The organism is Citrobacter sp. Cb028, assembly GCF_030336705.1.
Taxonomy (GTDB): Bacteria; Pseudomonadota; Gammaproteobacteria; order Enterobacterales; family Enterobacteriaceae; genus Citrobacter; species Citrobacter braakii.
Window position 1 is genome coordinate 1 of record NZ_JAOWCZ010000007.1, and the last position, 344, is coordinate 344.

Consider the following 344-nt stretch of genomic DNA (forward strand, 5'->3'; position numbering starts at 1 on the left):
TGTTTTACGAAACATCTTCGGGTTGTGAGGTTAAGCGACTAAGCGTACACGGTGGATGCCCTGGCAGTCAGAGGCGATGAAGGACGTGCTAATCTGCGATAAGCGTCGGTAAGGTGATATGAACCGTTATAACCGGCGATTTCCGAATGGGGAAACCCAGTGTGATTCGTCACACTATCATTACGTGAATACATAGCGTAATGAAGCGAACCGGGGGAACTGAAACATCTAAGTACCCCGAGGAAAAGAAATCAACCGAGATTCCCCCAGTAGCGGCGAGCGAACGGGGAGCAGCCCAGAGTCTGAATCAGCATGTGTGGTAGTGGAACGGTCTGGAAAGTCCG

General features: G+C 50.9%; 1 rRNA gene. It reads left to right on the forward strand.

Annotation, left to right across the window (positions count from 1 at the left end):
* Window positions 1-28: 28 nt before the first annotated feature.
* Window positions 29-344 (forward strand): 23S ribosomal RNA (locus OGV75_RS00040); the annotation flags it as partial.